Raw genomic sequence first — 9317 nt, forward strand, 5'->3', positions numbered from 1 at the left:
GAACATTCCTTGCTCTTTGGGTATTGGAATGTTCGTTGCTTTGAGCGATGGCAACGCACCCCGTAGGCAATCTCTTTTCCCAAGGGCTGCACCTGTCAACTTAAAGAAAAACTTCGCACTGTCCAGTACTTCATCAAACCCACCAATGTTAGGGTTCTCCAGCAGTACCTGCATTGCCCCCACCCCATTGGCAGGGCACCGCAACGGCTTTAAACCGTTGCCATATTCCCCCACCCCAATCAGCAATGCAACTTTCTTAGCCATGCACCCCAAAGATAGCTCTATCCATTTCTTTCAACCTTGGCCAGCCAATTCCCCAATGTTTATTCAACTATCCTGCAGTTTTTGAGCAGCTGCAACCAGTTTTTCCAGCGTCTCATCAAAGTTATCCGGACGGACATTCTTTGCCCCAATACTTGCCTTCTTTCCATCCACCTCCAGGGTGAACTCAATCGGCTTCCCCGGTAACCGTTCATAGGCATCCTGACAGACCTGCTTTAGTCCCTCAATCGTAATTTCTGCTGTCAAAATGCTCCAAAGCCAGTTGGCCCCCATCCCCCCGTCGGGCACATCCGGGTCCGCCACCCGCTTCACATCCGCCACCTCATCCAAGGCTCGCAGCTCCTGAAACACCGTCTGGGTCAGTGCCTCTTGCTGCTCCTCGGGCATGTCGCCATCAGGTTCACGCCAGTCAATCGTCAACGAAATTATGTCAGTCATTTGGGGATATCCATTGCCACCGCCGTATTCTAACCAAAGCACAGACATCCACCCAGATTTGTAGCATTGCCTTAATAGAGCAGGGATCGCCTCGCTATACTAGAGCCACCTCCAGTTGTGGCGATTACCCACCCTATCCGCCAGACCGTCTGAGACCTCAATGTCATACCTGACGACAGTGGCTGGAAGCGTTATAAAATCATCAACTGAGCGATTCAATCTGCTAACATCGGCAAGAGCCCTGGCTTAGTAACATTCCACCTCGCTTAAATCTATTCAATATCGGTTGGAGGACCCATGGGGACCTGGATTAAGGAAACTGATAAAGCCATCTATCTAATGGAAGGTGGCTACTACCGTCAGAAAATTGATAAATCCCCCCGTCAGGGCGATGTTGAAGGTGAAACTTTCTTCAGAACCACGCTGCTAAAAGAGTGGCTCACCAGCGACGATGCACCCGGTTTTTTCCTCGTATCCGTAGGCACAGGCACCAGCGAACCCAATCCCTTGCCCACCACTTCCCCCGCACCGTCGCCGACTCCGACAACCCCATCGCCGGTAACGACACCATCGCCGATAACGGCACCACCACCAGTAACGGAAACACCGCCAGTAACGACAACACCGCCAGTGACGGCACCCATTATCCCTACGCCCATATCACCGACAGAGCAAGCTATCAAAATCACCAAAATACCCAGTGAGGTGAAAATCTATCACCCCTATCAGCTGGCCGGTACCACCAGTGATGACTTAGCGGGTCAGACCGTCAGCCTCTACATTGATAATGGGCCAGAACCCGTTGCCACAGCGACCGTCAATGCCAATAATCAGTGGGCCTTTCAGTCTGTCTTTTTAGCCGTGCCCCAGCCCCAGGTGCGTCGACTCAAAGTTGTTGCCGGAAAAGCCACCGACATCGCTTCCATCACCCTCAACCCCTATATAGAGAAACATCCTGGGGCTCAGAAGCTGGCCCTTGGGGCGAGCGTTGGCTCCGGCGGCAGCAACCGCGCCAGCGATGTCAAACTGGTGCAAGATCGGTTAGTGGCCCTGGGGTACGACTTTGCCGCAGGCAATTCCATGAACAATCTGATTCAAGCCATTCAACTGTTTCAATCGGTTATCTCAGGCTCAACTACCCTCAAAGGCGATGGCCGTGTGGATGTGGGGGGCACAACCCATGGATTCCTGGAAGCAACCAATGCCCCTCAATGGATGCGGATGCCTGGCCAAGGCGTCGGTTTCTACAATGTTGAAGTGCTCGACCAACCCGGTGACACCCATGACTATGGCATTGACTGGATTAGCAACGTCATTCGAGCTGCCGGAATTCATTATGAGCTGGCCTATCGCAAAAATCGTTCGGACATTGCCCCCATCGCCGTTAATGATGTGAGTTTACCGAGGGGTGGCCGCACCCCAGATCATTCTGGTCACCAAAGTGGCAATGCTGGCGATGTGGTGCTGCCCCGAACAGGAGGCAAGTTTGGCGCAACACAATGGACTAACTCCAATTACGATCGTAATGCCACCGAGGCCATTCTGCGGGCTTTGCGGGCTCAGCCCTGGGTGGATAAAAACATCCTCTATTTCAACGATCCAGCATTGATTAGTAAGGGACTGTGTCGTCGCGCCAGTGGCCATGATGACCACATTCATTTTGAAATCAATGTCCCACCTAGGTTCTAAAATCTAGGTCCACCTAGGTTCTAAAACCTAGAAAACATTGAAAAGTAACCGACATCAACCTTCTCCTCAAGCTGCCACGGTTGCACGTGAGAAAACAGCCTGCAAATCTAAGTTTAACAGGGTACGTTTTATATCCTGCCAAGAGAGAAGAGCTATGGGGCTAATCCATCATTAAAATAGACAGTTTTGCGATCGCTGTGATGAGCGGAAAGCAATTCAGAGAACCCATCAGTTAGATAAACTCAGAACTTCTGGTAGGTAATCTGCTCCCTCCAACATAAGTTGACTCACAGCCCCATAAGCATCTGCCCAAGCTTGCTTCTCATCAGCCGTCCAGTCAGTACCTAAGACGGATTCAAACGTTTTTAACAGCGCGCCTCCAACCATTGGATAATGCTCTGGCAGCACACCATACTTGACATGACGAGTCCCTAGACCTTTCACGGCACTCTCTAACACCTCTGGTTGACGCAAAGCATCAACTACGAGTACCAACGAGGCAAAGAGCTTCTTGCCTTGCTCCTCCATATGAGTATTGGCAAACAACGGTTTGACCAGCGGATAGTCTGAGAATAAGTTCGCATAGAATTGAGCGGTAAACTCGTCTCCGCGCCCTTTGACTAATTCGAAACTTTGCTCTAATCGCTCAACATTTAACGGCATATCTTTAGCAACTGGGGTAATTGGTGAAATCAACTCATGACAGATTGATACAGCACCGCTAGCGTAAAAACTGCTAGCCAGGCTACTAGTGCATCGTCAAGACTGAATTTTGGGATAGACAGACGCTAACTTGTAGCGAGCATCGTCCATCTTCATCTGCCAATCGACACCTCTCTGAGTGCTGTTGACGTCACTCGCCCAAGCAGCTGTTTCAGTCCGTAGCATTTCGATATCACCGAAGCGTCTACCGTTGACACAATGCCTTGTCATTGCACTCAACTCATTCTCAACAATGTCGAGCCAACTACACAGCCTATCTCAACACTCTCGAAAATCCCAATTCTTAGCTTTGACGCTCCACTAGTCCTGCATTGTTAGGGCAGTGCCTGCCAGATGTTTTTTAAGTACTTTCAAAACTTGTTCTTCCGTGACGGGCTTGGCAAAAAAGCCAGAGGCCCTCGCCAACCTGGCTCGCATCCGATCAGTGAAGCCACCAGCATTAGTCACAATAATAATCGGAGTGTTTTTAAAGGTAGATGTGCGTCGAATTCGAGCACAGAGTTCATAGCCATTAGTGTATGGCATCATCAGGTCTAGAAAGATAAGTTTAGGGTTCAGCTCTAACAGAATAGGGATGGCTTTTAACGGCTCGGTAATATTGCTATAGCTATAACCCGCCTGACGAACAATTTCTGCCATGATCTGGCTATCCACGGGACTATCATCTATGTACACCACCGTGGATTTATCGGATACGGTTGTCTCGATCCCATCAGTTCTCTCAGACCCATGCTCAAGAAATTCCACCTCGGAGGGAACGGCCGTAGCGGTCAGGGAATCTGGACAAGGCGGTTGCTTCAGATCAGCTCGTTGTTCTGTTTGCTCTAATGTTTGATGTGGATTGAGCAGTGCGTTGACTTTATCCAAGACGTTTGTTGGCTCGATGGGTTTTAACTCATAATCGTTACAGCTAGATTCAGATATTTTGCTCCATTCCGCACGGGTTGTTAGGGGAGATATCAGCGCTATGACCGGAATTTTATGGGTAACCGTAGATGCTTTAAGAATTTTGATGGCTTGCCAACCATCAATCACCGGTAGATCTGTGGCGACCAAAATCAGGTCCGGTGATTCAGTGACCGCCATTATAATTCCTTCATCACCTCCGTCAGAGGCGATCACTACGTCATATCCATGGTGATTAAGATACTGTTGCAGGGATTTATAAGTTGGCTCGTCATACTCTACCAACAAAATTTTTTTAGCCATAAAAAAGAGTTTAATAAACTGAATGGTACAGAAACTAAAGTTCCGTAGGCTTTGCAAAGCCAACAACTAGACCGTGGTTTATAAATCTGTTTATAAATCCACTAATACATGGTTTTGCAACTCAATATACATAAATCTGTTTAATTATGTGCTAACAAGCATTTCCATAGGTATAACTTGACATGATAAATTCAAAAATTTTATATAAATGGGAGAATTCTTTGATAATTCTTCGAATATATTGGAAATAAACCTTAATATAGCCAAGATAGATAAATTACCACGGAATATATCCATTATTTCAACATTTTGGCTATTTTTGTTAATATGAAGTGCGTTATTGCAGCCCCTGGGAAGATAAAAAGATTTAGACAATCTTTTCAAATATTGCCTGATTTAAAAAAAATGATACTAGCTGCATCGCTCTGTTTATAAACCTTGTCCACGTCCAGAACTGTAGTTTTTCTGATGTAGATATTGCGCGCTGGCCTAGATCAAAGCTTGCCAAGCGACGTAGCCCAGGGTGGTACCCATGCAAATAAAGCTTGGAGTTAACCAGGTGGCGACAACTTCGGAGTAATGGTGAATTTGGTGACAGCCGTTGTACAACGTAAGAAATGTGTGGTGCATGGCCAGGCAGAAGAGTAGGAGCCAAAGCCACGGCACCGGCAGTGCCATAGGGCTAGCCAGGGTAAACATGCCCATGGGTAATAGGGTGGCACCGGCAATGTAGGTATCACTAGCCCAGGTGCCGTGGCGACGAAGCCACAGTCGGGAGAAGGCTAATAGGCCAATTAGGCTAAAAAAGGTGACACAGCCTGCTAGCCATAGGCGGCCTAAAATACCGCCAGGACTAGTAGCGTCGGTAAACTGTATGACGTAGACATAGCCGCCGAGGCTAAAACCTACCAACGCCACCAGGGCGAGAAAACTGCCCACTCGTAGGGCCTGCTGCTGACTCAGGTTGCCATACAGGGCCGGAAGTTCCATGGCCGGATTGCCCAACAGGCCAAAGAGTAAGTGGTTAAACTGGCCTAGGCGACCCCAGGGTTTGCGCCGGCCAGGGGCGGTGACGGCAGCAGGAGATCCGAGTTGGATGTGGCGCTGTTGGCGGAGGGCACGGATGCGATCGCAGCTGCGATGATACCCATCTAAATCTCCCTGGGCCTGGTAGTGCATAGACGCCACTTGAAAATCATGGGCGGCCTCATGCCAGTCCTGGACATCGGCATGGGCCACCCCCCGTTGAAAGTAGGCTTGGGGGTCATCCGGTTCGCGCTCAATGGCCTGGGTGAAGGCTGCGATCGCACTCTCGGTATACCCCAGCCGATAGCGGGCTAGCCCCAGGTAGTAGTAGGTTTGGGGCAGCCGTTGGGAAAATTGTAGGAGCCGCTGACAGTCCGTTAATACCCCCGCATCGTCCTCCAAGAGGTAGCGCACCTGAGCCCGCCGCAAATAGGCCTCCGCCAAATCCGGCTGTAGCTCAATGGCCCGATCAAAATCTGCCAAGGCCCCCTTGTACCGTCGCGCTAAAGTTTGTTGAATGCCGCGCAGGTAGAAATCATGGGCGGTTTGGGGGCGAGTTCCGTCATATTCACTGGTACCAGTGCAATCGTAGCGTTGCCGCTGCACCTGATCCGTTAGCACTTCGTAGGCTTCGTGCAAGGCCCGGAACTTTTCCAGAGCCATAGGATCGTTGGGGTTGAGATCTGGATGGTACCGCCGGGCTAGGCGTCGAAACGCCGCTTTAATCTCCGCTTGACTGGCGTCGGGGGATACCTGTAACCGCGCGTAGTAATCATCAGCAGTGGCCATAGACAACCAGACAAGGGAGAGGTGGTTGGGGAAACCGGAAATGCCTTTATTGTAGTCATTCCTGAAGGGATATTGGGCCGTTGGCTACTGGCCGTTAGCATGGGATAAAATTAGCCTGCCCTAGGAGATTCCTCTAGAATATGCAGCTGTCATTAGGGTAAATCAGCAGAATTTGCTGATCTGAATTTGATGATCTGCTCAGTTTAGATAATCTATAGCATGGAAGCTGTTACCCATCTGAACGATCTCAATCTTAGGGATTTAAGGCACACTGGACTGTAGGTATATCAATCCGATGAATAACGAATTTATTTCTATGGTCACCCCCCAGACAGCTGCCGGTTCTAACGCTAATCCGCCCATGGCCAATGGCTTGGATGCCCTGACCCACAGCCGGAACCAGGCGGCCCAGGTGCTCAGTCAGATTGCGATCGCCATGGACCATGCTGAAACCACCGAGCACTCTGGCCAGTTGGGGCTAACCCGCCACATTCGCACCCTCCAAAGCACGGCAGAGCAGTTGCAGCAAGGCACCTATCGGATTGTGGTGCTCGGGGAAATGAAACGGGGTAAGAGTACACTGATTAATGCCCTAGTGGGGGAGGCGTTGCTGCCCAGCGATGTGAATCCCTGTACGGCGCTGCTCAGCGTGTTGCGCCACGGGCCTGAGCGCCAGGTCACTCTGCACTATAACGATGGCAAGACAGCCAAAGCCATTGACTTCGATACTTTCCGGGCCGACTATACCATTTCTCCAGATGAAGCCCGTCAGCTGGAGGCCAGTGCTTTCCCCGACATTAGCCATGTGGTGATTGAATGTCCCGCTCCCCTGCTGGCATCGGGGCTAGAAATTGTGGACACCCCTGGCCTGAATGACACCGAGGCTCGTAACCAGCAGGTGCTCAGCTACCTGAACGAGGCTCAGGCGGTAGTATTTGTGCTGGATGCAATTCAGCCCATGACGCTGGATGAGCAGCGCTATTTGCGGAACTATGTGCAAAGCCGTGACCTGAACTGTTTTTATGTAATCAATGGCTGGGACCGCCTGCAGGTGGGTCTGGTTGATCCGGAGGATGGTGCTGCCTTGGCGGATGCGGAACAGCGCCAGCGCCAGGTGTTTAGCCAAAGTTTGCCAGAGGGAGCCACCTGGTTTGAGGTGTCCGCCCTGACTGCCCTACGTCAGCAGCTCAAGGGAGAATCCCTGGCCGGTAGTGGAATGGATCAGTTTTTGGAGGGGCTGGAGACCTTTTTGACCCAGCGGCGGGGCCAGGCGGAACTGCAGCGGGCAGCAAAACTGGCCCATCGGGCCTACAGTGCGGTGCAGGAAACGGTGGCGCGGCGCATTCCGTTACTGGATGAGGACCTGAGCGAGCTACAGCAGCGGGTGGCCTCTGTGGAAAGTGAGTTCGGCAAACTGGAGAAAATTCGGGATAATTATCGGCAGCTGATTCGGGAGAGATGCGATCGCACCGCCAAGGCCCTCGCTGATTCCTTCAAAACCTACATCCTCAACCTAGAAGAAACCTTTGAGGAAGACTTTGCTGCTTCCCAACCCGACCTCGATTTTCTCGACTTCTTAGACGAAGACGAGCGGGACCAATTTTACAGCGATTTTAAGCGGGCCTTTGAACGTTACATTAACGACCGCCTAGCCGCCTGGGAATTTACAGCCAAGCAAAAAATTGGTCAGTCCTTTGATGAACTGAACGAAAGCGCCACCGAATATCAGGTAGCCTATGCCGAAGTGGTGGAAGTGATCCATGAGAAAATCATGGGTCGCAAATTCTATGCCCCCAGCACCGATGCTCCGGACGAAGCCCGTCCCTGGATTGACAACATTCTCGACCTATTTGATGAGCTGCCCGACACTTTGAACGATGCGGTGCAGCCCTTTAACCATTTCTGGCAATCGGTCTTTCAGATGGCGGTGAGCTATATATGCATAGTGGTTGCGCTACAGATTTTGGGACTGTTGTTTAGTAGTTTGTTCTTAAATATTGTTGGTGTCATTGCCGCTGCCGGAGGGATTTTAGCTGCCCAGGCAGAGTTTGTGCGACAAGAGTTTATTAAGGCAACAAGGAAAGAGTTTGCGAAGCATTTGCCCCAGATTGCAGCGGACCAGTGGCAGCCGATTTATAAGGCAGTGCAAGAATGTTTTGGCACCTACGAAGAGCGGGCGATTGACAGAATTAGTGGGGATATTGCTTCGCGACGGTTGGAGTTGAGCAGCCTAGTGGAGAAGAAGCAACAGAATGAGATTAACCGGGAGCAAACGGTGGAGCGGTTAAAGGCATTAGAGCAGAATATCCAGCGGGAATTAGAAATTTTGCAAGGAATGGTATAACCCCATCAGATGGGCGGTTTAGATAAACCTTGTCTAACTCGAAACCTGTTGATAAATATGACTGATTTTTGTTTGGCGCAATTGGGAGATATCTATCTAGACCTGTGTACTAAAGTTAAGCCAGGGGATGTATTAGCGTTTGCCACCCGTGATCTGCCAGCCAATGTGGTGAAGTGGGCAACAAAATCTTCCTATGTACATGTGGCTATTGTGCTATCGGTGACAACAAATAATGAGCATCCCGATCCGGTATTGATTGCTGAGTCTCACATTAACATGAGCCTACCGAGTGAGGGGACTGGCAAAAAGCAACTGGGGGTACAGTTTCAGCGATTGTCTCAACGCATGGTTTCCTGTGATGGAGCTGTTTGGTTAGCAGCACTGAAGAAACCACTCAGTCAAGATGGTCTGGATAAAATGCGCAGTTGGCTGCATGATGTGGAGGTTAGGGCCGTACCCTACGATTTTCCTCAGGCAGTGAAAGTTGGGATAGAGGTTTTGAATGAGGTGGGTTTAGGGAATCGTCCTGATTATAAGGCGTTGTTTTGCTCTGAGTTGGTGACGCGTGCGTTGCAAATCGCAGGCTGTGTAGAAGAGTCGGTTAATCCGTCTGCTCAGACGCCTGGTGATGTGATGGAGTTTGATTGTTTGCAGTAACTACTCAGGCTTAAAAAATTAGAGAGTTTTCCCAGCTGGACAGTGCGAAGTTTCTGTTGAGTGATTAGGCGGCAGAAGCCATCTGTTGCTGGGGTTCCGGAGGCCTGATTCTGGCAGCGAGTAATTTAGGAAGAAGTAGAGTGGGTCTACGTTTGGCTAA

General features: G+C 50.2%; 7 protein-coding genes and 1 pseudogene. 3 read left to right on the forward strand and 5 right to left on the reverse strand.

Annotated elements, in window-relative coordinates; all coding sequences use genetic code 11:
- Positions 1 to 264 (reverse strand): annotated as a pseudogene (locus tag VB741_RS25360) (hypothetical protein); the annotation flags it as partial.
- Positions 265 to 327: 63 nt separating this feature from the next.
- Complete coding sequence (locus tag VB741_RS25365; RefSeq protein ID WP_323368017.1) at positions 328 to 720, reverse strand: hypothetical protein; 393 nt, start codon at positions 718 to 720, stop codon at positions 328 to 330.
- Between the two features lie 297 nt (positions 721 to 1017).
- Here VB741_RS25365 and VB741_RS25370 point away from each other — a divergent pair, with 297 nt between their 5' ends.
- Positions 1018 to 2409, forward strand: coding sequence for a hypothetical protein (locus VB741_RS25370; RefSeq protein ID WP_323368018.1), 1392 nt, complete (start codon positions 1018 to 1020; stop codon positions 2407 to 2409).
- A 228-nt stretch (positions 2410 to 2637) separates the two neighbouring features.
- Here VB741_RS25370 and VB741_RS25375 read toward each other — a convergent pair whose 3' ends face one another.
- The 3 genes from VB741_RS25375 to VB741_RS25385 all read right to left on the reverse strand — a co-directional run bounded on the left by VB741_RS25375 (position 2638) and on the right by VB741_RS25385 (position 6156).
- A complete protein-coding gene (locus VB741_RS25375) occupies positions 2638 to 3105 on the reverse strand; it encodes a globin family protein (protein WP_323368019.1) in 468 nt (155 codons plus the stop codon).
- Positions 3106 to 3432: 327 nt separating this feature from the next.
- Entirely contained in the window at positions 3433 to 4341 is a 909-nt protein-coding gene (locus VB741_RS25380; protein WP_323368020.1) for a response regulator, read from the reverse strand.
- A 489-nt stretch (positions 4342 to 4830) separates the two neighbouring features.
- Positions 4831 to 6156 (reverse strand): J domain-containing protein, encoded by a 1326-nt coding sequence (locus VB741_RS25385; RefSeq protein ID WP_323368021.1) that lies wholly within the window; start codon positions 6154 to 6156, stop codon positions 4831 to 4833.
- 295 nt (positions 6157 to 6451) lie between these two features.
- On the opposite strand from VB741_RS25385, the gene VB741_RS25390 reads away from it, so the two are divergent.
- Both VB741_RS25390 and VB741_RS25395 read left to right on the forward strand, forming a co-directional pair.
- Complete coding sequence (locus VB741_RS25390; RefSeq protein ID WP_323368022.1) at positions 6452 to 8500, forward strand: dynamin family protein; 2049 nt, start codon at positions 6452 to 6454, stop codon at positions 8498 to 8500.
- Positions 8501 to 8557: 57 nt separating this feature from the next.
- Positions 8558 to 9157 carry a hypothetical protein gene (locus VB741_RS25395; protein ID WP_323368023.1) on the forward strand — a complete coding sequence of 200 codons (600 nt, stop codon included), beginning with the start codon at positions 8558 to 8560 and terminating at the stop codon, positions 9155 to 9157.
- Positions 9158 to 9317 lie beyond the last annotated feature (160 nt).

It is taken from the genome of Leptothoe sp. PORK10 BA2 (genome assembly GCF_034932105.1).
Classification (GTDB): Bacteria; Cyanobacteriota; Cyanobacteriia; order Phormidesmidales; family Phormidesmidaceae; genus Leptothoe.

Excerpts from the sequence above, each read along its gene's own strand:
- VB741_RS25365 (WP_323368017.1), bottom strand. The coding sequence starts at position 720 with ATGACTGACATAATTTCGTTGACGATTGACTGGCGTGAACCTGATGGC.
- VB741_RS25370 (WP_323368018.1), top strand. The coding sequence starts at position 1,018 with ATGGGGACCTGGATTAAGGAAACTGATAAAGCCATCTATCTAATGGAA.
- VB741_RS25380 (WP_323368020.1), bottom strand. The coding sequence starts at position 4,341 with ATGGCTAAAAAAATTTTGTTGGTAGAGTATGACGAGCCAACTTATAAA.
- VB741_RS25385 (WP_323368021.1), bottom strand. The coding sequence starts at position 6,156 with ATGGCCACTGCTGATGATTACTACGCGCGGTTACAGGTATCCCCCGAC.
- VB741_RS25390 (WP_323368022.1), top strand. The coding sequence starts at position 6,452 with ATGAATAACGAATTTATTTCTATGGTCACCCCCCAGACAGCTGCCGGT.
- VB741_RS25395 (WP_323368023.1), top strand. The coding sequence starts at position 8,558 with ATGACTGATTTTTGTTTGGCGCAATTGGGAGATATCTATCTAGACCTG.